The 22,536-nt window shown below is 66.9% G+C and carries 19 protein-coding genes; 9 read left to right on the top strand and 10 right to left on the bottom strand.

All coding sequences use genetic code 11. The features are described 5' to 3' along the window. Positions 1 to 5: 5 nt before the first annotated feature. Both UAA55_RS16380 and purF read left to right on the top strand, forming a co-directional pair. Complete coding sequence (locus UAA55_RS16380) at positions 6 to 704, top strand: CvpA family protein (protein ID WP_145748694.1); 699 nt, start codon at positions 6 to 8, stop codon at positions 702 to 704. A 61-nt stretch (positions 705 to 765) separates the two neighbouring features. Next, on the top strand, positions 766 to 2,220 hold the full coding sequence (gene purF, locus UAA55_RS16375; protein ID WP_322954035.1) for an amidophosphoribosyltransferase: 1,455 nt from the start codon (positions 766 to 768) through the stop codon (positions 2,218 to 2,220). A 120-nt stretch (positions 2,221 to 2,340) separates the two neighbouring features. Here purF and UAA55_RS16370 read toward each other — a convergent pair whose 3' ends face one another. Then, positions 2,341 to 2,817, bottom strand: coding sequence for a hypothetical protein (locus UAA55_RS16370; RefSeq protein ID WP_322954034.1), 477 nt, complete (start codon positions 2,815 to 2,817; stop codon positions 2,341 to 2,343). 528 nt (positions 2,818 to 3,345) lie between these two features. Here UAA55_RS16370 and UAA55_RS16365 point away from each other — a divergent pair. Next, entirely contained in the window at positions 3,346 to 3,783 is a 438-nt protein-coding gene (locus UAA55_RS16365) for a helix-turn-helix domain-containing protein (protein WP_322954033.1), read from the top strand. 28 nt (positions 3,784 to 3,811) lie between these two features. On the opposite strand, the gene UAA55_RS16360 is transcribed toward UAA55_RS16365, so the two are convergent. From UAA55_RS16360 to UAA55_RS16350, 3 genes are all read right to left on the bottom strand, one after another. Then, entirely contained in the window at positions 3,812 to 4,468 is a 657-nt protein-coding gene (locus UAA55_RS16360) for a hypothetical protein (protein ID WP_322954032.1), read from the bottom strand. Positions 4,469 to 4,559: 91 nt separating this feature from the next. After that, on the bottom strand, positions 4,560 to 6,092 hold the full coding sequence (locus UAA55_RS16355) for a Ppx/GppA family phosphatase (RefSeq protein ID WP_322954031.1): 1,533 nt from the start codon (positions 6,090 to 6,092) through the stop codon (positions 4,560 to 4,562). 31 nt (positions 6,093 to 6,123) lie between these two features. Next, entirely contained in the window at positions 6,124 to 8,307 is a 2,184-nt protein-coding gene (locus UAA55_RS16350) for an RNA degradosome polyphosphate kinase (protein WP_322954030.1), read from the bottom strand. A gap of 210 nt (positions 8,308 to 8,517) precedes the next feature. On the opposite strand from UAA55_RS16350, the gene UAA55_RS16345 reads away from it, so the two are divergent. Beyond that, positions 8,518 to 9,048 carry a SixA phosphatase family protein gene (locus UAA55_RS16345; protein WP_322954029.1) on the top strand — a complete coding sequence of 177 codons (531 nt, stop codon included), beginning with the start codon at positions 8,518 to 8,520 and terminating at the stop codon, positions 9,046 to 9,048. A 442-nt stretch (positions 9,049 to 9,490) separates the two neighbouring features. Then, entirely contained in the window at positions 9,491 to 10,522 is a 1,032-nt protein-coding gene (locus UAA55_RS16340; RefSeq protein ID WP_322954028.1) for a methyl-accepting chemotaxis protein, read from the top strand. A 76-nt stretch (positions 10,523 to 10,598) separates the two neighbouring features. Here the strand turns inward: UAA55_RS16340 and UAA55_RS16335 are convergent, their stop codons facing one another. Beyond that, positions 10,599 to 13,775: a phosphoenolpyruvate carboxylase gene (locus UAA55_RS16335; RefSeq protein WP_322954027.1), complete on the bottom strand. Its 3,177-nt coding sequence runs from the start codon at positions 13,773 to 13,775 to the stop codon at positions 10,599 to 10,601. A 318-nt stretch (positions 13,776 to 14,093) separates the two neighbouring features. Between UAA55_RS16335 and UAA55_RS16330 the strand changes: the two genes are divergently transcribed. Together UAA55_RS16330 and UAA55_RS16325 are read left to right on the top strand one after the other, a co-directional pair. Next, on the top strand, positions 14,094 to 15,971 hold the full coding sequence (locus UAA55_RS16330; RefSeq protein WP_322954026.1) for a CYTH and CHAD domain-containing protein: 1,878 nt from the start codon (positions 14,094 to 14,096) through the stop codon (positions 15,969 to 15,971). A gap of 22 nt (positions 15,972 to 15,993) precedes the next feature. Next, the gene (locus UAA55_RS16325; RefSeq protein ID WP_322954025.1) at positions 15,994 to 16,983 is read left to right on the top strand and encodes a DUF4062 domain-containing protein; all 990 of its coding nucleotides are present in this window, start codon (positions 15,994 to 15,996) and stop codon (positions 16,981 to 16,983) included. Here UAA55_RS16325 and UAA55_RS16320 read toward each other — a convergent pair. The 4 genes from UAA55_RS16320 to UAA55_RS16305 form a co-directional block, all read right to left on the bottom strand. Further along, positions 16,970 to 17,647, bottom strand: a complete 678-nt coding sequence (locus UAA55_RS16320; RefSeq protein WP_416235198.1) for an HdaA/DnaA family protein — start codon at positions 17,645 to 17,647, stop codon at positions 16,970 to 16,972. The two genes, UAA55_RS16325 and UAA55_RS16320, sit on opposite strands and share 14 nt — an antisense overlap. Before the next feature lie 64 nt (positions 17,648 to 17,711). Beyond that, on the bottom strand, positions 17,712 to 18,866 hold the full coding sequence (locus tag UAA55_RS16315) for an AI-2E family transporter (protein WP_322954023.1): 1,155 nt from the start codon (positions 18,864 to 18,866) through the stop codon (positions 17,712 to 17,714). A 70-nt stretch (positions 18,867 to 18,936) separates the two neighbouring features. After that, complete coding sequence (locus UAA55_RS16310; protein WP_322954022.1) at positions 18,937 to 19,626, bottom strand: hypothetical protein; 690 nt, start codon at positions 19,624 to 19,626, stop codon at positions 18,937 to 18,939. Next, complete coding sequence (locus UAA55_RS16305; protein WP_322954021.1) at positions 19,560 to 20,177, bottom strand: DUF2066 domain-containing protein; 618 nt, start codon at positions 20,175 to 20,177, stop codon at positions 19,560 to 19,562. Before UAA55_RS16305 ends, UAA55_RS16310 begins: the two co-directional genes overlap by 67 nt. A 147-nt stretch (positions 20,178 to 20,324) precedes the next feature. On the opposite strand from UAA55_RS16305, the gene purM reads away from it, so the two are divergent. Together purM and purN are read left to right on the top strand one after the other, a co-directional pair. After that, entirely contained in the window at positions 20,325 to 21,392 is a 1,068-nt protein-coding gene (gene purM / locus UAA55_RS16300) for a phosphoribosylformylglycinamidine cyclo-ligase (protein ID WP_322954475.1), read from the top strand. After that, entirely contained in the window at positions 21,380 to 22,054 is a 675-nt protein-coding gene (gene purN, locus UAA55_RS16295; protein ID WP_322954020.1) for a phosphoribosylglycinamide formyltransferase, read from the top strand. Before purM ends, purN begins: the two co-directional genes overlap by 13 nt. On the opposite strand, the gene UAA55_RS16290 is transcribed toward purN, so the two are convergent. Continuing rightward, positions 22,051 to 22,533: a MarR family winged helix-turn-helix transcriptional regulator gene (locus UAA55_RS16290; RefSeq protein WP_322954019.1), complete on the bottom strand. Its 483-nt coding sequence runs from the start codon at positions 22,531 to 22,533 to the stop codon at positions 22,051 to 22,053. The genes purN and UAA55_RS16290 overlap by 4 nt on opposite strands. Positions 22,534 to 22,536: the final 3 nt, after the last annotated feature.

Raw genomic sequence — 22,536 nt, 5'->3', positions numbered from 1 at the left:
GCATCATGGATATCAATGGTCTGAACCCCCTGGACATCGCCGTCGTCATCATCGTCGTGCTCTCGGCCCTGCTGGCCTTCGCCCGCGGCTTCGTGCGCGAGGTGCTGTCGATCGGCGCCTGGGTCGGGGCCGCCCTGGTCACGCTGTACGCCTTCCCCCTGGTCAAACCCTTCGTGCGCGCCCATATCGAGCGGCAGATGATTGCCGACGGCGTCGCCATCATCACCCTGTTCGTGGCCGCCTTGCTGGTGTTGCAGATGATCTGCCATACGCTGGCGGGCCGGGTCAGCGACAGCGCCCTGTCGGCCATCGACCGGTCGCTGGGCTTCGGCTTCGGGGTGGTGCGCGGCGCCGTGCTGGTCAGCCTGGGCTACATGCTGATGGGCTACATCTGGCCGGACAACAAGCCCGACTGGCTGCGTGACGCGCGCACCCGGCCGGCGCTGGAGGCCGGGGCGGACATGCTGCGCACCCTGGCGCCATCCGACCTGCGCCACGAGGGTGAAGGACGAATTGACGCCGCCCGGATGGAAGCCGAGCGGGCCCTGGCCGCCAAGCAGGACTTGGAACGGCTTCAAACCCCGGCGATCACCCCTGCGGTGAACGCGGGTGCCAAGCCGGGTGAACAGGGCTATAACGACCGCGAACGCACGGGGCTTGATCAGTTGATCGAGAATTCCGTCGATAAGAGGAAGCCGGAGTAAGGGTTCCTCGCAACGGACCGCAACGTACCAACCTCGCGCGAAAGGCGCCCGGTGACCGCTCATGCTGACCACGAACCCCTTCGACGACGACAAGTTGCGCGAGGAATGCGGCGTCTTTGGTATCCTGGGCGCCACGGACGCGGCCGCCCTGGTGGCCCTGGGCCTGCACGCCCTGCAGCATCGCGGCCAGGAGTTGGCCGGCATCGTCGCCTTTGACGGGGAGCATTTCGCCGTCCATCGCGCCCTTGGCCAGGTCGGCGACAACTTCAGTTCCGAAGCGGTCATGCGCCCCCTGAAAGGCAACGCCGCCATCGGCCATGTCCGCTACGCCACCACCGGCGACACCGCCCTGCGCAACGTGCAGCCGCTGTTCGCCGATTTCGAATTCGGTGGCTTCGGCCTGGCGCACAACGGCAACCTGACCAATGCCATGGCGCTGCGCCGTCAACTGGTGCGCCGTGGTTGCCTGTTCCAGTCCACCACGGACACCGAGGTCATCGTCCACCTGATGGCGACCGCGCGCGGCGGCAGCGTCATCGACCGCATGGTCGAGGCCTTGCGCCAGGTGGAGGGCGCCTATTCCCTGGTGGCCATGGCCAAGGACCAGATCATCGGCGTGCGCGACCCGCGCGGCGTGCGGCCGCTGGTGCTGGGCATGTTGGGCGACGCGCCCGTGCTGGCCTCGGAAACCTGCGCCCTGGACATCATCGGCGCCGAGTTCGTGCGTGATATCGAGCCGGGTGAGATGGTGGTGCTGACCGCCGCCGGCGTGCAGAGCCTGCGGCCTTTCCAGCCGGAAAAGAGCCGCTTCTGCATTTTCGAATACATCTACTTCGCCCGCCCCGACAGCCTGGTCGAAGGGTCCAGCGTCTACAAGGTGCGCAAGGCCATCGGCGCGCATCTGGCCCAGGAAAGCCATGTGGACGCCGACGTGATCATCCCGGTGCCGGACAGCGGCGTGCCGGCCGCCATTGGTTACGCCGAGGAAAGCGGTGTGCCGTTCGAACTGGGCATCATCCGCAACCACTATGTCGGCCGCACCTTCATCCAGCCGACCGACAAGATCCGCCACCTGGGCGTGAAGCTGAAGCACAACGCCAACCGGCACTACATCCAGGGCAAGCGCGTCATCCTGGTGGATGACAGCATCGTGCGCGGCACCACCTCGGTGAAGATCGTGGAGATGATGCGGGCTGCCGGCGCCAAGGAGGTGCACATGCGCATCTCCAGCCCGCCCACCCGGCATTCCTGCTTCTACGGCATCGACACGCCGGAGAAGGAGAAGTTGCTGGCCCACAAGCTGTCGGTCGAGGAGATGAACCGCTATATCGGGTCCGACAGCCTGGCCTTCATTTCCAACGATGGTCTGTACAAGGCGCTGGGCCATGCCGGCCGCGACGCGGGCGATCCGCAATATTGCGACGCCTGCTTCACCGGCGACTATCCCATCCCACTGACCGACTACGAGGGCACGCCGGGCGGCGAGGTCGCTTTCCTGGCGGAGCGCCGGGCCTGAGCGCTTCGGCGCCCGAGCGGTTGCGCGCACAAACGAATGCCCCCGGAAGTGCCTCTTCCGGGGGCGTTTCGATTCCCCCATCCCCATCCCGCCTCAAGCGGTCTCGTGGATGTTCCACGCCTATCGCCGGGGCTTGAACGGGGTGTCGCCCCCCGCTTTCTCCAAATGCCAGTCCAGGGACCTCATCTCCAGTGGCAAGGCATCCTGCCCGGACGCCCAAGCAAAGCCCTGCCTCATGTCGGAGAAATACCGGAGATCATAGCCCCGCATATAAACACGGGCCAAGTTGACCAAGAATTTCTGGCCAGCGTTGTAGCTTACAACAGCGACCCGACTGCCATCCTCATCCGTGGATCGCTTCAGCGCCCCCGGCTCTTGCTTTTCGTTAAGTAACTTGGACATCCGCTCCAAAGAGGAATGATGGATGTTGCCCATGAATGATCGCAGATCAACCAAACAATTCCAGGTACGGCCAACAACGCCGTCTTCTATGATCTTGCCGATGTGGTCCGCTATTTCATTCCCATCCACGTCCCCACTATAGATAATGCATATTAACCGCAGTTGCGGAAAAAGCCGGTAATCAGCCCTGTGCATTAACCCTATCCTACCGCGATAGGCAAAGGCTCCGGCCTGCTGTGTTGATGCAGATTGGGCGTTGCGATCAGGTCCGGGAGCTTTATTCTATCAGGTCTTAATCAAACTTTTACCTGAACGGATGTACCGCTCAGGGGAGAAGCTGCGCGCACTTGGATGGTGGCTTGGCCCCAGGAGGATTGCCGGCCTGATTTGGGACTTTTTTCAGCACCCTCCGGGTGCGCCCGTCACGACCGCCTGCGTCTTCCCCGGGTGGCGCGCGGCCTGCGCGCCCCTATCCCATCAACCGTCTTAGTCCCCAACAACGACGATGCCTTGGAGCGCCATCCCCATGGTCGCTCCGGACACCGGCGCCCGTATGCGACCCCGTGACATCAGGAGTGGTCAAGGAGTGTTCAGACTGAACGCGAGATTGAACATGGCACGTTTTTTCGTGCCAATGAAGCACAAAATTTCGTGCTGGCGTCGTTCTCTTGCCCCCACTCCCCCCTCCCTCCGCCCGCGCCTTGAAGGGCTGCGCGCGACGCCATGACGGGACTGAAGGATAGGTTGCGCCAGGTCCGCGAACACCTGGGCGAAACCCAGAAGAGCATGTCCGCCCGGTTCACGCTGGGCGTGAACACCTGGCAGGGGTATGAGCGCCTGGGCAAGCTGCCCAAGGGCGAAACCCTGACCCGATTGCTGGAGCTGGACATCTCGGTGGATTGGCTGCTGACAGGCCACGGCACCATGCACCTGACCGGCAATCGGCCGGGGCTGGATCCCCAGCTGCTGAGCCAGATCATCGATGGGGTGCTGGCCCTCTACCTCCGCGACGGGTCGCGCCCCATGCCGACGGAGCAGGGCCAGGTGATCAGCCGCATCTATGACCGGCTGATCGCCATCCCGGACGACCGGGAACGGCGCGGTGCCCTGCGCTACGCGCTGGAACAGGCGCGTGAGGATCTCTCCAGCCCCGGGGATTGAAGAGACGCCCTGAGGGCTGGCCGGCACCTCAGGTGGGTGTCGGCTTCACCGCCACGATAGGCGGCAGTTGGGTGACGCCAAGCCCCAGGGCGCGCAAGGCGGCCTCGTCGCGGGGCTGGCGAGGACCGCCCGTCTGGCGCAGGGCGTTGAGATCGATGCCCGTCGCCTGGCGCACCCGGTCCACCACCGCCGGTGGCGCGTCCGGCCCGGCGCTGAAGTCGAACACCGCCTCCGGCGTCACCAGGCGCTTGGGCGCCGCCGCCAGCCACCAGACACAGGGGCCGGCGCAGGGGCCGTCGATGATGACGGTGATGCCCCGGTCGACGATGGTCTGCGCCAAATCCGCCGCCGCCTGAGGGTCGCCGCCCCCCTGCGACCAGATCACCAGGGTCTGGGCGTCGATCGACGTGATGCGGGCGATGGTGTCCTTCATGACGGTGGTCTTGGCCTCACCATGGGCGCAGACCAGGTTCTGTCCGCCGACCCCCACGCCAGATCCCTTGGCGTTGGGCCGATGGCCATAGCTCCAGCAATTCAGCACCTGCTGGATGATGGGATCGGTCTCGCCCGGGCGCGCGGGGGGCAGGAAGTCGGCCCGGGCCGGCACAGCGCCAGCCGACAGCGCCATCAGGATACCCAAGGCCCAGATACCCAGGCTGGAGACACGTCGGGGGAAAAAAGCCATGGCTGCGGTCCGGGCGGGAATGAAACGGGGCTGACTTTATATGGGGCGGAGCCCCTACTTTCCAACGGAAAGCCCCGGCGCCACCTGTCGCTCAGGCCCCCGCCTCCGCGAGGGCCGGCCCCTGGACGACCACCGTGCCCTTGCGGCCCAGGATCTTGGCCAAGGCGTCCAGGCGGCGCTGCACGGCGTCGCCGTCCAGCATGGCGGCGTCGCGGGGCAACAGCAGCGTCAGGGTATCGGGCGTCAGACGCAGGGCCGTACGCTGCAGCAGCGTGGCGGCGCCACCGGTCAACGTGTGGGCCAGGCGCAGCGCCAGGCCCACGATCACGGCCCGGCTGAGTTGCGCCTCCGACAACAGGGAACGGGTCAGGCCCAGGGGCTGGCCGTCCGTGGTGCCGGCATAGCGCACGAAGGAGGCCAGCGCCAGGAAGGCGCGCTCCGCATGGTCGGCACCGGCGAAAGGCATGCGCAACACCCGCAGATAGGCATGTTCCGCCCGATAGTCGGGATGTTCGGACCAACCCAGGTCGGACAGCAGGCAGGCAGCCGTGCGCAGGCGGGCGGCCGCCTCATCCTCGCCAACGAACAGCGGCGCAGTCCATTGCGTCAGGGTGGCGGCCTCGCCGAACCGGCCCAGCCGCTCCGCCACCTGGGTGCAGCTGTCGATCAGCGGGTCGCGCCGGCGTTCCTCGGCCGACAGCTGGTCGAAAAGGAAGCCTTCACGCAGGCCGTAGGCGGAGAAAACGACATTGGACGGCTGCACGGTGCGCAGCACCCGCTCCATCACCAGGGCCGCCATGGGCAGGGTTTCCAGCCGTCGGCGGGACACGCCGGGCATCTTTTCCAGCGACGCGCGGCTCTGCCGCCCCACCAGGCCGGCGAAGTCGGCCATCACCCGGGCATCGACCACATAGTGATGGATGATGTGCAGCGGGTGGCCCGTCTGCTCCATATGCATCTTGGCGAGCGCGCGCCAACCGCCGCCCACCGGGTGGAACTCGCGCCCCCGGCCATCCAGGGCCCAGGGCAGCTTGGCCAGCTGGGTGTCAATCAGTTTGGCGGCCGATCCCGGCTTGCCCTCCACCGCCTCGATCAGGCGCAGGGGACCCAGCGGCAGGGTGGCCTGGCGGCCGATGACGCCCTTGTCCAGGGTCACCAGTTCCAGGCTGCCGCCGCCCAGGTCGCCCATCAGGCCATCGGCGCCGGGCGTGCCCGACAGCACGCCCATGGCGGACAGCCGCGCCTCCTCCTCCCCCGCCAGCACGGTGACGGGAACGCCGGTCAGCGCCGCGACCTCGGCCACGAACTTGGGCCCGTCCTTGGCGTCGCGCACGGCGGCGGTGGCCAGGATGTCCACCCGGCCCACCTGCATGCCCTCGATCAGCCGGCGGAAGCGGGCCAGGTTGGCCAGGGCCAGCCTCACGCCGTCGGGATGCAGCTTGCCGGTCTTCTCCACCGACCGGCCCAGCCCGCACATGATCTTCTCATTGAAGATGGCGATGGGTGAACGTTCCAGGCGGTCATAAACCACCACCCGCATGGAGTTGGAGCCGATATCGATGACGGCCAACCGGTCGGCGCCGACGTGGCGTTCAGGGGCAGGTCGGTCAAACTTCACGGGCATGGCATCCGGTACGGGCTATAAGGCAGGCGGTTCAGTCGGCGCGCTTGGCGGCCTTGGCCGCCTTCAGCAACAGCTTGGTCGGCCCCTTGGGATCGGTGACCGCGCTGCTGCCCCGCCCCGATAGGCTGGGGTTGGTCATGAAGAACGTGTGGGCGTTGAAGGCGCCCAACGGAGCTTCGACGCGATGATACTCGCCATCGGGGTTCAACTGCCAGCTTTGCGCCTCATCCTTCAGGTTGGCGACCATGATCTGGTCCATCACCTGACGGTGGCAGGACGGCGTCTCGATGGGCACCAGCGTCTCGATGCGGCGGTCCAGGTTGCGCGGCATCCAGTCGGCGGAGGAGATGAAGACCTTGGCGCCAGGGTGCGGCAGGCCCACCCCGTTGCCGAAGCAGACCACGCGCCCATGCTCCAGAAAGCGGCCGACGATGCTCTTCACCCGGATGTTTTCCGACAGGCCCTTCACACCCGGCCGCAGGCAGCAGATGCCGCGGATGACCATGTCGATGCTCACACCCTGCTGCGAAGCCTCGTACAGCTTGTCGATGATGCGGGCGTCGACCAGGGAATTCAGCTTCACCCAGATCTGCGCCGGGCGGCCGGCGCGGGCATGGGCGATCTCCGCGTCGATCAGGCTGACCAGCCGGTCGCGCAGGCCGACCGGGGCGATGGCGATCTTCTCCAGCGCCTTGGGCGTGGCGTAGCCGGTCATGTAGTTGAACATGTGGGCCGCGTCGTGCACCAGCGCCGGATCGCAGGTGAAGAAGCTGAGGTCGGTGTATATCTTGGCGGTGATGGGGTGGTAGTTGCCCGTGCCGAAATGAACGTAGGAGCGCAGGCCCTTCTGTTCCCGGCGCACCACCAGCGACACCTTGGCGTGGGTCTTCAGGTCGACAAAGCCATAGACCACCTGCACGCCCGCCCGCTCCAGGTCGCGGGCCCAGCGGATGTTGGCCTCTTCATCGAAGCGGGCTTTCAGCTCCACCATGGCCGTGACGCTCTTGCCCGCTTCCGCCGCCTCGATCAATGCCGCGACGATGGGGGAGTTCTTGGAGGTACGGTACAGCGTCTGCTTGATGGCCAGCACCGACGGGTCCTGCGCCGCCTGGCGCAGGAACTGCACCACCACGTCGAAGCTTTCGAACGGGTGGTGGACGATGATGTCCTTGTGGCGGATGGCGGCGAAGCAGTCGCCGCCGAAATCACGGATGCGCTCCGGGAAACGGGCGTTGTAGGGCTGGAACAGCAGGTCCGGCCGTTCGTCGATGATCAGCTGCTTGGTCTCGGCCAACCCGATCAGGCCGTCCAGCACGAACACGTCGTCGGTGGGCACATGCAGCTGCCCCGCCAGGAAGTCGCGCAGGTCGCGCGACATGCCGGCGTTGACGCACAGCTGGATGACGCTGCCGCGGCGGCGGCGCTTCAGCGCCGTCTCGAAGGTGCGGACCAGGTCTTCCAACTCTTCCTCGATTTCGATGTCGCTGTCGCGCAGCACGCGGAAGAAGCCGTGGCCCTTCAGGGTGAAAGGCGGGAACAGCCGGTCGATGAACAGCAGCACCAGCTCTTCCAGCAGGATGAAGCGTACATCGTTGCCCGGCAGGCGCACGAAGCGGTCCAGCTGCGCCGGCAGCAGCACCAGGGCGTCGAGGTGGGTGTTGCGCGCCGGGTCGAACAGCTGGACGGCCAGCGAGAAGCCGGAATTGGCGATGAAGGGGAAAGGGTGGGCCGGGTCGACGGCGATGGGCGTCAGCACCGGGAAGATGTCGTCCAGGAACTTGGCTTCCAGCCAGTCGGTCTCCGACGGGGTCAGGTCGCTGGGGTCGATGGCGGCGATGCCGGCCTTGGCCAGATCGGCGCGCATCATCAGCCAGCAGGCCTGCTGCTCGCGCATCAGCTCGGCCGCGCGCTCGTTGATGGCGGCCAGTTGCTGCGCCGGGGTCAGGTTGTCGTCCGAAGGGGTGGCCACGCCCGCCGTCACCTGCGCCTTCAGCGCCGCGACGCGAACCGTGTAGAACTCGTCCAAGTTGCTGGCGGAAATGGACAGGAAGCGCAGCCGCTCCAGCAGCGGGTGCTGGGCGTTGTACGCCTCTTCCAGGACACGCTGATTGAAGGCCAGCCACGACAGTTCGCGGTTGATGAACCTGTCCGCCGAGGTCATATCGATGGGAGCGGGCTCAACTTCGCGGATCGGGGTTTCCACCGCCGTGGACATGGTCGCCTCATTGTCAGGAAAGGTATCGGGGTCAGGAAAGGTATCGGGCACAGCATCGGTATCGGATCGATCACCATAGGCCGCCAACGTTACCGTTTCTCGTTCCTTCGCCGTCGATGCCGTTGTTTTCGTTGTCATGACCTTTTTCTTTTCCGGGGCCGCCGGATGCACCGCGGGCTCGGGCAGCCGGTCCATCCTGGGGGATGTCACGTGAAGACCCTGTTCCTGCTCCGGCATATGAAATCCTCCTGGGACGATGACAGCGTCCCTGATCATGAGCGTCCCCTGTCGGCACGGGGGGAGCGCGCGTTAGCGACCATGGCCGACTATTTTAGGCGCCGCAAGGGTGGAACACCCCGGCCCGACCTCATCCTCTGCTCCACCGCCGTCCGCACCCGGGCCACGTTGGCGGGCCTCCTGCCCCTGTGGCACGAGCCGCCACCCATGAGCGTGGACCGCGTCTTTTATATGGCATCGGCCCCCGCCCTGGCCGACCGCCTGCGCGCCTTGGCCGATCCCACGGCCACCGTCCTGCTGATCGGCCACAACCCGGGGCTGGAGGACCTGGCGCTGGAACTGGCCCACCCGGAAGAGAGCCCCCTTCGCACCCGCATCATGGAAAAATACCCCACCGGCGCGCTGACACGGCTGGAATTCGCCATCGACCGCTGGAGCGACCTGGCCCCCGGCAGCGGTCGTCTGGCCGAATTCATCACGCCGCGGGAGGTGGCGCCGGTGTGACGGCCGGGCCCGAAGGTTCATCCGCCAGGGTTGTATAATCCATACAATCAAGCGGTGCGCATGAAGGCGAAATCCGCTCCATCCCAAATCCGCAAACTCCATCAAAAAAGTAAATGGCAGCGCGCTGGATCAATGATATAAGGCGCCCCGCTCTAGCGAATATGCGGCAGCGGAACACGAAACCGATTTCACTTTCGGACACCGCCTATAGGTTGCACATCGACTGTGCAGCCCCTTGCCCGCAATTTGGCCAATCCTCCACTTTCGGTTAGGAACTGGACAGCCTTGCTGTCGCGGATGAATAGGCCATCCCCCTTGATTCTTAACGACTTATTAACGGCAAGGCGCACCATTCGGCGACCGGCACGTCTTTTGCGTTAGCGTAGTAACGTGACGTTCTTTGCTGCGACGCACAAAAGCCAATCAAGAGAGTGGGGAGCCGATGGACAACAGCCTGATCGACCTGACGAAGAACGTTCTGGACGTGGCCAGCCAGAAGGTCTCGGTGATCGAGGATATCAACCGGACCACCAAGATGCTGGCCTTCAACGCGCTGATCGAGGCCGGCCGCGCCGGCGATGCCGGCCGGGGCTTCGCCGTCGTGGCCAACGAGGTCAATTCCATCTCCCAGCGCGTCAGCGTGGTGGCGGGTGAACTACGCAGCGAGATCGGCCAACTGGTCGACCGCATGACCACGGTGGGCGAGGATCTGATGACCCGCTTCCGTGGGCAGCGCCTGGCCGACCTGGCGCTGAACAGTATCGACATCATCGACCGCAATCTCTATGAGCGGTCCTGTGACGTGCGCTGGTGGGCCACCGACAGCGCCGTGGTCGCCGGCCTGCAGAGCCCGTCGCACGACGCGTTCCGCCACGCCAGCGAGCGGTTGAACGTTATCCTGCAGAGCTACACCGTCTATCTCGACCTGTGGGTGGCCGACCGCAGCGGCCGCGTCATCGCCACTGGCCGCCCCGACCGCTTCCCCCACGCCATCGGCACCAACGTTTCCAACGAGGCCTGGTTCATCGACGCCCTGCGCACCCGTGACGGTGGCGACTTCGCGGTGGAGGACGTGCGCCCCAACCCGGTGCTGGAGAACCGCACCGTGGCGACATACTCCACCGCGGTGCGCCGCGACGGCGCTCAGGACGGCGAGGTGCTGGGCGCGCTGGGCATCTTCTTCGACTGGGAGCCGCAGGCCCGGGCGGTGGTAACCGGTGTCCGGCTGGAGACGTCGGAACGCTCCAACACCCGCTGCCTGCTGCTGGACGCCGCCGGCCGCATCATCGCCGCCAGCGACGGCCGCGGTGAACTGACGGAAAGCTTCCACCTGGTCACCCAGGGCCAGCCCATGGGCCATTACCTGGACCGCCACGGGCGCCTGATCGGCTTCGCCCGCACCCCGGGGTACGAGACCTATCGCGGCCTGGGCTGGTATGGTGTCCTGGTCCACAACCCGCCCGGCCAAAGCTGAGCGCCGTCCAGCCAGACCAGGAAAAGCGAAGGGCGCCCTCCCAAGCCGCGGAGGGCGCCCTTTTTCATGGCACGCGTCAGCCGAAGAAGCCGATGCGCTGGGTGATGCCGTTGCCCACGCGGCGCACCAGGTCGTACAGGCTGGCGATGGGCTTGAAGATGCGCTCATTCTCCTGCCCGTAGTTCTGGCTGTCGTCGCTGACATAGGTCGCGGTCTCGCCGAACTCGCCATCACCCGCCGTCTCGGTCACCGGGAAGATGCGGGACAGCAGCTCCAGTGCCCACGGCACGTCCAGCTGCATCAGGCGGGCCAGCAGGCGGCGGTGGGTGATGTTGTGCTGGCTGGAGAACTGCGGGATGTGCGTCGCCCGCAGGAACAACTCCTGGATCAGGGCGATGCGCAGGGCGTGCAGCACCAGGAGGCCGTTGCTGAGCGCCTCATCCGGTGGCGGCACCTGGCCCGGCACCGGCTGGCGCTCCACCCGGGCCAGCCCTTCCTCCAGCACGTCGAAATCGCGGTAGAGCTTGCGGAAGATGCGGATCAGGCGGCTGTGGAGCGGGTTGTCCTCCAGGATGGCGGCCAAGCGCCGCATCTCCTCCACCCGGGCGGGGTCGGCGGTGTGCGCGGCGCGCAGCAGCCAGAAGGCCGGATCCAGGGTGTCAATGTAAGCCTTCAGCGCGTCCGGGCTGGCGATGGCCACGCCGTATTCCACCATGCCCAGCAGCTGCCGGAAGCGGGGAGAGGTGCGGTAGAGGTCGGCGAAGTGTTCCGGGTCCTTGTCGATGGCCTCGCCCACACCGCTGACGGTGTTCGCCGGCAGGCCCATCTGCTGCAGGATGGCATTGTGCGGGATGGCGCGGAACTGCGAGGCGCGGCTCTGGTCCACGTCGTCGGTGTTGCCGTCGTGCTGGCGCTTGATGGCCCGGCTGCCCGAAGGATACAGCAGGTTGGTCCCCAAGGCCGACAGCAGCGCGCCGTAGTTCGGATCCTCCACCAGCGACACCTGGAACTGCTTCACCGTGGTGAAGAACTCGCGGATGTAGTCGGCATCGCCATAGAAGGGGTCGTCGTCCAGGGTGGCGTGCTTGCCGCCCAGCATGTGCTCCAGGATGCGGGTGACCACCGCCAGGGCGCCCGGCTGGGTCACGAAGTAGAGATAGCCGTCGCCGCCCTGGAAGCTGACCTCCTGCTTGAAGGCGATCTTGTGATGGCTCATGAACGACAGCGTCGCCGGGGCCGCGACATAGCCCAGGCGCTCGGGGAAGCCCGCCGGATGGGCGCCACGGCCGATCAACTCGCCATGGGTGTCGAAGATCACCAGTTGCACGCCATCCAGGCGGTGCCGGGTGAACAGGCGCGCGATGCGCAGGCGCAGGCGCTCGATACTGGCGGAGGCGGGCGTCTGGCCCAGGTAGCGGCCGGCGTCGGAGAAGCCGGTCTGGATGCACAGGCGGCCGCGACGCTTCACATAGTCGCGGTAGTGGGGGTTGTCCAGCAGTTGCTCGATGACGCGGCTGCCCACCTCCAGCGCCCGTTCCGTCTCGAACAGGGGGCTGATGTCGACCTTGTCGGCCACGCCGAACAGGCGGGCGTAATAGAGGGCGGTCAGCACGGTGAAGGCCGATTCCGATTCGGCGATCAGGAAGCGGACGGGCACCGATGCGTCGGCGTACTTGAGCATCTGGGCCACGACCATGAACAGCCGCTTGGCCGAGGTGCGTTCGGCGATGATGCTGCCGAAATTGATGCGCACCGGCCGCACCTCGTCCAAGAGGCCGGTGATGGCGTTCAGGTAGGACTGGCGGTAGCGCGGATCGTCCGGCGCCGTCTCCATGCCCACCGTCTTGCGCACGGCGTTGTGCAGCTGGGTGGCGTTGATGCGCACATGGGTGTGCGCCTGACCCAGGCCGTAGTTCGACAGCTCCGCCTTCAGGATGGCCAGGCGGCGCACCGCCTCCTGGCCCTTTTCCCCCTTGCCGGCCGCCGTCGCCAGGCGGATGGCGCGCTCCACCTGCTCGATGGCGTGCGCGGCCTCGACCAGGCGCAAGGGCAGGCCCTCGTGCATGCGCTGGGCGATGGCCTCGATGTCCTTCTGGGTGGTCGTCTCCCTGCCGAAAGCGGCGATCTCATCCGTCACCTGGGCGATGGCCAGGGCCAGGCGGGATTCCAGCAGATCCAGCGTGTTGCGCAGGTCTTCCTGCACCGGCGCCACCTTGCGGATGGCCTGCACCTCGGCCAGGTAGTGGCGCAGCTGCCCCACCTGCACCACCAGCCGCTTGTGCAGGGTGTCGGACCAGCGGATGTCCGACCGGCCGTCCAGATCGTAGCCCACCCAGCTGGCCACGGTCAGCAGGCGCGGCGTCAGTTCCGACCATTGCTGGGGATAGCGCTCCCGCGCCACCGCCAGCACGATGTCGTAGACGATGCGCAGCGCGGCCTGGATGTTGGTGATGGCCTCCAGCGACAGGCGATGCTCATCGGCCAGCGACAACTCGCCCGGGCGCAGCTCGGCCGCGGCGACGGAGGCGATCAGCGCCTTGCGCGCGGCGGCCGTCAGGGGCACACCGGCGGCGTCGCGGCCAGTGGCCAGCTTGGCCATGGCGTCCATCAGCTCACCCGTCAGGTTGAAGGTCGGGTGCGCCGTGATGACGATGCCGAAAATCTCCTTTTCCACCTGGGCGCGGAAGGCCTCGAACGCCACGGCCTGGCCGTCGGCGCCCACCACCAGCCCCTCGATCAGGGCGCGGATGCGGGCGGCGTTGGCGGCGGGGTCGGCCTCGCCCAGATAGGCGCCCAGGCGCCGCGCGCGGGCCAGGAAGCCCTCGGCCCCCAGATATTGGATGGCCTGCTCCACCGCGGCCAAATCCAGTTCCCCGGAATGCAAGCGGCGGGAAACATCCAGCGCCAGCAGGGAGACCGGGTTGGCGAAGGGGTCGGCGTCCGCCAACTCGGTATAGCGGGTCAGGCGCGCCACCAGGTCGGCCGTCAGGCCCACGGCGTCATTCCTGGGCGCGCCGGGCTGGTCCAGGCTGGCGAACTTGGCCACCGGGCGGTCCAGCAGCGGGCCGGCCTGGGCCAGCGCCGCCAGGGCGGCGGCATCGGCCGCTTTCACATCCACGCCGGGTGTGGCGGTGGTGGAAGCGGTTTTGGAAGTCTTCGCCGGCGTCACGGTCTTGGCCGGGGCCTGCCCGGAGTTGGTGGACTTTTCCGCGGACTTTTCAGCATCCCGCGACGCTGCCAGCGATGACTTCATGATGGTTCGATGCCCAGTTTGGTTGCTCATCCCTGTCGCGCCGGACCGGCCTGTCCCCATTCGCCCCGCATCCATCCGGCGTTACGCATGACTTTGAGTCATTATCCTACCTCGCACTGGCGAAATGGGCTGGCGGGGCGGGGACCGGTTGAGGGCGGGTAAGGGTGGCGATTTATTGTGACGCAACGGAACCGTGAGACTATCGCAACTGTGCGCTGCAAGGCAACATAACGGAAAGAAATTTACCGATTGAACGGAATCGATGTAATTCCGCAACACGATCTTAACGTAAGCCCCGTCTTCGGTTATCCATGCAGGATGACGAACGGCCCCGCCCGCCCCACACCGACCACCAGCGGTCCCGACACCTCCGCCCAGGAGGCGGGGCGCGCCGTCGTTTCCTCCCCCGCCGCTTTTGAAACACCACCGTCGCCAGACGGTTCCCCGGCCATCGCCACCCCCCAGCCACCCAAGCGCGCCCTGGCCGTGCGGGAGGTGGAGGTGAAGCTGGCGGCGACACCGGCGGCGCTGGCCCGCCTGCAAGCGCTGCCGCTGCTGGCGCGCATGGCCGATGGCCCCCCGGCCCACCGCCACCAGGTGACGACGTATTACGACACGCCCGACCTGGCGCTGGCCGCCCACGGCCTGGCCCTGCGGGTACGGCGGCAAGGCGGCCAGCGGGTGCAGACGGTGAAGACCTGGGCATCCGACGCCGGCACCGCCGCCGCCGCCGGCCGGCGCGAATGGGAGTGGCAATTGCCGGTTGAGGGCGACGGTCCCGATATTGGCCTGCTGCCCGCCGGCATCTTCAACCTACTGACATCGGCACAGTGGGCGCAGGTCGCCCCCCGCTTCGCCACCGATATCGAACGCACCGCGCTGCTGCTGCATCCCGACCCGCGCACCAGCGTGGAACTGGCCCTGGATCAGGGCGAGGTCCGCCTGTCCATGCCCAATGCCCCTGAAACGGGCCCTGGGGAGGAGACCACCTGGCCGGTGGCCGAGGTGGAGCTGGAGCTGAAGGGCGGCCGGGTCGCCGCGCTGTTCGAGGTGGCGGCCGCCCTGCATCACCACGCGCCCCTGCGCATCACCACGGGCAGCAAGGCCGACGCGGGCCTGCGCCTGTTGACCGGCAAGCCGGCGGCGGCCGTTCCCGCACAACCGGCGGCCCTGACGCCGGTGACCACGGTGGCGGAGGGCTTCCGCCACGCCACCCGCCACGCCCTGGGCCATCTGCTGGAAAACGCCACCGTGCTGCTTGAAAGCGGCGACGCCCAGGCCCTGCGGGAAATGGCGGCGGCCAGCCGCCGGCTGGACACAGCGATGCGCCTGCTGCGCCTGGCCATGACCCTGCCGCCCGCCGCCGGTTCCGCTCCATTCGCCAAGACGGCGGCCAATCCGCATGCGGAAGCGGCGGACGGCCTGCGCCGGCGCCTGATCCCCCTGCGCGCCCTGCTGGAAGCCGCGCGTGGTTGGGACCGCCTGGCGGAACGCGCCGCCCAGCTGCCGGACCGCAAGGGGGCGCCGGGCCTCAGCAAACGCCAGCGCCTGGCCCTGGATCACGCCGCCACCCAAGCACGCCGCCGGGTGATGAAGCATCTGCGCGGCGCGGGCCATACCGCCCTGGTGCTGGACCTGGCCGCCTGGATCGAAGGCGGCGGCTGGGCCTCACCCGCCCTGGACCAGCCGCTGAGGACCGTGGCGCCCCGCCTGCTGGCCGAGCTGCAGGACAAGGTGGCCCGGGCCATCGATCGGCTGGAGCTACTGGCCCCGCCCGCGCCCGGCGCCAAGAACGCCATGCCGCAGCCTAAGGCGCCCCCCGCCGTCGACGCGCTGGAACGCCTGCGGCGCCGGGCACAACGGCTGTATGACACGGCGGAGGTCTGCCGCGGCCTCTATCCCGTGACGGCGGCCAAGCCCAAGGCGGCCAAGGGCGTCAAGACCGCGGCGCCCAAACGCCCCGCTGCGGACCCTCTGGCCCCACTCACCCGCCTGCACGCGGCCATCACCGCCCCCGTCCTCGCCCGCCAGGCCGCCCAGCTGGTGGCCCAGCTGGCCAAGGTCACCGGCCCCAAGGCCCGCAGCACCCGCCTGCTGTCCCGCCTGGCGCAGGAGGAGGCTCTGGCCCTGGCCAAACTGCCCGCCACCTGGCGCGGTTACAGCCGGCGGCGGATGTTCTGGATGACGGGGCGGTAGATCAATATCAGGAACAAAAACTATGCCATCCAATATAGTTCACAAAATCTTTATCAGCTCAACCTATACTGACCTAAAAGATGAAAGAGCTGAAGTTCAGATGGCAATATTGCGGATTGGTTGCCTGCCAATCGGCATGGAACTATTTGAATCAACATCCGAGGACACTTGGGATTTCATCAAGGGTCAGATTGATGATGCAGATTATTATGTTTTAATGGTGGCGGGCCGATATGGCTCTATTGCAGATGATGGTATTAGCTTCACAGAAAAAGAATACTTATATGCTATGGAAATTGGTAAACCTATAATTGCTTTCATCAGAAAAGATATCCAAGATCTTCCAGGAACAAAATTAGAATCTGATTCCGAAAACAGAATAAAGCTCGAGAGATTTATTACAGATATACAAAAAACAAGACATGTAAATTTCTTCACTTCCCCTCAAGATTTATCTTCAAAATTCCTTTCAAGTTTTTTTAGATTACGCGAAAAGAATCCTGCAGAAGGCTATGTTCGTGCGGGCGAGGTGGTTTCTGCTGGCCGCTATCTTGCATTACTTGATGAGAACAGAAAGCTAAAAGACGAAATATTAAGAACATCCGCGCCATCCCTGGACGCCATTCAAGAATTCAGTGAAATAATTTCCTTGGATATTACCCACAAAGCACAGCCAATCACCAAGAGCCTCAGCTTTGGGCAAATATTTATTCGTGTTTCAGAGATAATAATAATAAATTCAAATTCGGAGTCTGCGATAAATTGGGAACTGATTAGCACAATAATCTCACCGGAACTCCTTGACGCGGGCACAAGATTTGCCAACCAAAGTCAGTTTAATGACATAAAAATTAAATTATATAGGCTCGGCCTGATTGACGTAACCGAAACCAGGACCGCTCGAACATTGGGAGGCTATACAATGCATAATAAAGAATTTCATTGGTCTCTAACAGAAATGGGGAGGAAACATTATCAAGCGTTAATTAGAACGCCCGCTAGCCCTTGGTAATTTCCAGCACCTGGCGGCAGAAGGCCACGGTGATGGGCTTCTTGGCGGCCAGGGCGGCGCGGTCCAGCAGGGCCACGGTGCGGCGGGCGCTGTCGAAGGAGCGTTCGGTGTGGGTCATCAGCCAGGCGATGACCTCTTCCCCCACCCGCACCTGGCGATCGTCGAACAGCTTGACCAGCACGGCCATCAGCAAGGCATCGTCCGGGGCGGCCATGCCCACGGCAGGGGCGGCGACCAGGCGGGAGCGCAGGTCGGGCAGGCGCAGGGTCCAGTTGACGGGGGCGTAGTGGGCCAGCAGCAGCAGCTGGCCGCCCGCCTCCTTGGTCACGTTGTAGAGATGCAGCAGGGCACGCTCGCGCACCGTGTCGCCCGAGATCTCATGCGTGCGGTCGATGACGGCGGTGCGGGTGGGGCCCAGCAGGTGCGGCACCTCCGCCGGGTCCAGATCCTCCGGCCCCAGCAGGGGCGCGCGCGACCGGGCGCGCCACACCTGGGCCAAGTGGCTCTTGCCACAGCCGGGCGGCCCATACAGCACCAGGGCCGGCGCCGGCCAGTCCGGCCAGGCGTCCAGCCAGGCCACGGCGTCGGCGTTGCCTGGCGCCACCAGGAAGTCGGCCTCCCCCATGGCGGAACGGTGCCCCAGGTCCAGGGGCAATTGTCTCAAGTCGGCCATAATTCCAGGGTCTTACCGGCAACGGGCACGAAAGGCGGAACGAACGGGCACCGGGTCAGGGCACCGGCGGCGGCGGCGCACCGGTTTCCATCCCCGGCGGGACCGGACCTTCCTGGGCCAGATCCTCGCACTGCGCCTCCGCCGGAGGCACGCCGGTGTAATAGCTGCTGGCGAGGTACTGGCGCAATCCGAAGCGCACCAGCACGCCGATGACGGCCGCCACCGGCACGGCCAGCAGCACGCCGGTGAAGCCGAACAGGCTGCCGCCAGCCAGCAGGGCGAACATGACCCAGACCGGGTGCAGGCCCACCTTGTCGCCCACCAGCTTGGGCGTCAGGACATAGCCTTCCAGCAGGTGGCCCAGGATGTAGAGCGCCACCACCAGCCCCTCGCGCCACAGGTCATGGAACTGGAACAGGGCCACGCCCACGCTGGCGCCGAAGCCCACCACCGTGCCGACATAGGGGATGAAGGACAGGATGCCGGCGATCAGGCCGATGACCAGGCCGAAGTTCAGCCCCACCGCCGTCATGGCCAGGGCGTAGAAGGCGCCCAGCGCCAGGCAGACGGTGGCCTGGCCGCGCACGAATCCGGCCAGCGTGCGGTCGACGGCGCGCAGCTGCTCGCGCACCACCTCGGCATGCTCGCGCGGCAGCCAGCCGTCCAGCGTCGCCACCATGCGGTCCCAGTCGCGCAGCAGGTAGAAGGCCACCACCGGGGTGATGAACAGCAGGGACACGACCCCGAACAGGGCCGCACCGCCGGTGAACAGGTTCTTGAGGAAGTCCGCGCCCCAGCCCACCAGCGTTCCGACATACTCGCTGGCGGCACCGCGCAGCCGCTCGATGTCGTCCGGCGGCAGGGCGGCCATCAGGCTGCGGATGCGCTGCATGGTCTCATCCCTGGCCCAGGTGATGATGGCCGGCAGGCTTTCGATCAGTTGGGTGACCTGCTGCTGGATCAAGGGCACCAGCAGCAGGATGCAAAGCACCACGACGATGACGAAGGCCAGCAGCACCACGCAGGTGGCGGCCAGGCGCGGCAGCCCGAACCCCTCCAGCCGATCGGCCACCGGGTCCAGCAGATAGGCGATGGCCATGCCGGCGACGAAGGGCAGCAGCATGCCGCGCAGCAACCAGATCAGGGCGACGCCCACGACAAGACCGATCAGCCAGAACCGAATCTGTCGCCCCGCATGCGTTTCCGCCATCGTCCCCCCGACAACCCGTATCAGACACAAGCTCTGACTGTAACAGATAAGACCCTGGAATCAGGCCCCCTTATGACGGGGCGCTGGCCAGGCTGATCTGGTAATGCACCTCTGTCTGCGCCGTCGGCGCGGCGGCGGCGGCCGGCGACGGGGCGGCATCCACCTCGGACAGCATCAGGTCGCGCTGGGCCAGGGCCGTCCTCAGGTGGCCGACGTCACCCAGCACGGTCAAGGTCAGCAGGGCCTCGGTGGTCTTGAGCGCGCTGGTGTCCACCTGGGTGACCATGGGCACACCGGCCAGGCGGCGCCGCACCTCCACCAGGGTGGTGAGGTCGGTCAGGGGCACCCGCACGGCCACCTGTCCGGACTGGTGGGCGTCCACCACCACGCGGCGCTTCCACCCCTCCTCCACCCGGTCCACCACCGTGGCCACGGCCAGGCCCAAGGCGGCCGGCAACGGGGGTGGGGCGGCGACACCGGCAGCGGGGGCCTGGGTGTCGGCGGCGGTGGGCAGCGGGCGGGGGACGAAGGCCGATTGCGGCACAGTCTCGGCTGGCGACAGGCCCTCACCCGGCACGAAGGTGCTGAGCGTCAGCTGATAGCCCTTGGTGGCGTCGCCCTCCAGCCGGGCCACGATGACCTGGCCGGCACCGTGGCGGGCGGCGATGTGGGCCAAAGCGGTCGCGTCGGGTGTCAGCGCCGCCTTGGCCGGCAGCTCGTTCTGGTCGGCAGGGTCCGGCGGCACCAAGGCCACCGGCACCAGCCCATCCACCGGGCCGATCTGCGACCAGGCCTGGCGCCACGGGCCGTCGGTCCACAGCGCGGGCTCCCCCCCGTGGCGTCCAGGGGCAGCACCAGGGCGGGCTTGCCCACCATCTCGGCATAGCGCACGCCGTTCTGCTGCAGCAGCTGGCGCACGGCGGCGGGCCGGAACCGGACGGTGAAGCGGCCGACATAGCGGACGGAGGACGCACGCTCCTGCTCCAGCTCGAAGCCGGCCACCAGGGCCTCCAGCTCGCCCTGGCTGACGGCCGGGGGTTGGCGGCCGTCGGCGGCCGGCGTCAGCTTGCGGAACAGGCGGGCCAAGGCCTCGCGCTGGGCTTGCAGGATGGCCTGGTCGCGGGCCTGGTTGGCGTTGCCGGCGGTGACGTCCACATCCACGCCCTGTTCCACGAAGGCCTGCTCCGCCGCGGCGCTGGTCTTGCCCGCCTCGGCGCGACTGCCCACCGGGAACGCCCCGGCCGCCAAGGCCAGGAAAACGGCGCCCCGAAACCCGGTCTGGCGCAAGAGGGGGATGCAGCGGTGCGGCATTGCAAAGCCTTCCGATATTGCTATGTTCGGCGCCGAAACCCGGGCGGGTCACGGGAACCGTCTTGAAAGGACGGTCGCGGGCGGCGGCCTTCGAGCAGCGGCCCCCGGACGGACGCCCCTTCTTAGCCCAGGCCCTGCGAGGACGCCATAAGCACCTATTCGTACAAGGACGCCGGTGTCGACATCGACGCGGGCAACGCCCTGGTCGAGGCCATCAAGCCCCTGGCCAAGTCCACCGCGCGCACCGGTTCCGACGCCGGCCTGGGCGGCTTCGGCGCCCTGTTCGACCTGCGCGCCGCCGGCTTCACCGATCCCCTGCTGGTTTCCACCACCGACGGCGTGGGCACCAAGCTGAAGGTCGCCATCGACGCCAAGCGTCATGACACGGTCGGCATCGACCTGGTCGCCATGTGCGTCAACGACCTCGTGGTGCAGGGCGCCGAACCCTTGCTGTTCCTGGATTATTTCGCGACCGGAAAGTTGGACGTGGCCGCCGGCCGCGCCATCGTCGCGGGCATCGCCGAGGGTTGCCGCCAGGCCGGCTGCGCCCTGGTGGGCGGTGAGACGGCGGAGATGCCGGGCATGTACGCCGACGGCGACTATGACCTGGCCGGCTTCTCCGTCGGCGCGGTGGAGCGGTCCCAGGTGCTGACCGGCGCCGGTGTCGCCGCCGGCGACGTGGTGCTGGGCCTGGCGTCCAGCGGCGTGCATTCCAACGGCTATTCCCTGGTGCGCAAGCTGGTGTCCGTCTCGGGCCTGACGTATGAGGACGAGGCCCCCTTCGCTCCGGGCAAGACCCTGGGCGAGGCCCTGCTGACCCCCACCCGGATTTATGTGAAGAGCACGCTGGCGGCGGTGCGCGCCGGCCTGGTGAAGGCCATGGCCCACATCACCGGCGGCGGCCTGATCGAGAACATTCCGCGCGTGCTGCCCGACGGCCTGGGCGTCACCCTGGATGCCACGTCCTGGACCTTGCCGCCGGTGTTCCGCTGGATGGCCGGTGTCGGCAACATCGCCGACCTGGAGCTGGCCCGCACCTTCAACTGCGGCATCGGCATGGCCGTGGTGGTGCCCGCCGACAAGGCGGATGAGGCGATATCCGTCCTGACCCAGGGCGGCGAAACCGTCACCCGCATCGGCCAGGTCGTGCCGGTGGCGGCCGACGCCGCCCATCGCGTCACGGTGACCGGCACGGACAAGGCATGGCACTCGTAAACAGCGGAACGCCCGGCAAACTCAAGCTGGGCGTTCTCATTTCCGGTCGGGGCAGCAACCTGCAGGCGCTGCTGGACGCCGCCGCCGCGCCGGACTTTCCGGCCACGGTGGCGTTGGTCCTGTCCAACAAGGCGGACGCGGCGGGGCTGGAGCGGGCGCGGGGCGCCGGCATCCCGGCCTTGGCCCTGCCGCACAAGGACTATGCCGACAAGCCGGCGTTCGAGCAGGCCATGACCCGCGCGCTGGAGGATGCTGGCGTGCAGCTGGTCTGCTTGGCCGGCTTCATGCGCCTGCTGTCGCCCTGGTTCGTGGACCACTGGCGCGACCGGCTGATCAACATTCACCCGTCGCTGCTGCCGGCCTTCCCCGGCATCGACACCCACCAGCGGGCGCTGGACGCCGGCGTGCGCTTCCACGGCTGCACCGTGCACTATGTGCGTAGCGAGGTGGACAGCGGCCCCATCGTGGCCCAGGCCGCCGTGCCAGTGCAGGCGGACGACACCGCCGATACCCTGTCGGCCCGCGTCCTGACGGCGGAGCATGAGCTCTACCCCCTGGCCGTGCGCCTCATCGCCGAGGGCCGGGTGGCGGTGCAGGGCGACCGTGCCGTCCTGAGCGGTCCCCTGCCCCTTCCGGCCATCGCCTTCAACCCCACTGTTTAAGGCTTGTCGGCGCCCTTGTTCCCGGGGGGGTGAGGGTCGCCAGCGTCCACCCACTCCTTGGCCCGGTCGGCCAGGCGGCGCAGCAGCCGGGTCAGGGTGGCCTTGTCCTCTTCCGTCCAGTCAGCCAGCACCGCCGCGTACATGCGACTGCGCGCCTGGCCTATGGTGTCGACCATGGCCTGGCCGGCGGGTGTCACCACGGCCTCGCGCACCCGCGCGTCGGTGGCCCCGGCCCGGCGCTCGACCAGCCCCAGACTTTCCAGCTTCGCCACCTGCCGGCTGACCGTGGAATGATCGCGGCCGGCCAGTTCCGCCAGGTCCACCACGCCGAGGGGCCCACGCAGGCCGATGCGCACCAGCAAGGGGAACAGCGCCCGGTCCAGCGACACGCCGGCCAGGTTCAACAGGTATTGGTCCGGCTGGGGGCGGTTCACCACCCCCACCAGATCCATCAGCGCTTCATGCAGCTCGTTCCTCATGTG

Origin of the sequence: Nitrospirillum guanabarense (genome assembly GCF_034653355.1) — a bacterium.
Classification (GTDB): Bacteria; Pseudomonadota; Alphaproteobacteria; order Azospirillales; family Azospirillaceae; genus Nitrospirillum.
The sequence above is the reverse complement of the archived record's forward strand: the minus strand, read 5'-3'. Positions and strand labels throughout refer to the sequence as shown.